The 295-nt window shown below is 65.8% G+C and carries 1 protein-coding gene; it reads left to right on the top strand.

Going from position 1 to position 295, the window contains the following annotated elements:
- Positions 1-295: 3'-5' exonuclease (locus EN818_RS31960; RefSeq protein ID WP_135906756.1), on the top strand; the 295-nt coding region annotated here is incomplete at both ends.

Here is a 295-nt window from a genome sequence, read left to right as displayed (position 1 = left end):
CTTGTCTGCCCGCCCGACCCGATGCCGGCGTTCTCCGCCGGAACGATGCTGACCCGCCTCGATACGTTCCGCGGCATCGGGGAGCTCAATGAGACCTTCGCCGTCGGCGAGTTCATGGATTGGTACGGCCGCGCCAGGGACGCAGGCGCCGAGATCGTCATGCTGGAGCGCAATTACCGCTCGACCGAGACGATCCTGGCTGCCGCCAACAAGGTCATCGGCGAGGCCAGCGAACGCTTCACCAAGAACCTTTGGACCGAGCGCCGGTCGTCGCACAAGCCGCAACTGGTCAGCG

Origin of the sequence: Mesorhizobium sp. M3A.F.Ca.ET.175.01.1.1 (genome assembly GCF_004791945.1) — a bacterium.
Lineage (GTDB): Bacteria > Pseudomonadota > Alphaproteobacteria > Rhizobiales > Rhizobiaceae > Mesorhizobium.
Note: the sequence above shows the minus strand (reverse complement) of the source record. Positions and strands in the feature narration are given on the sequence as shown.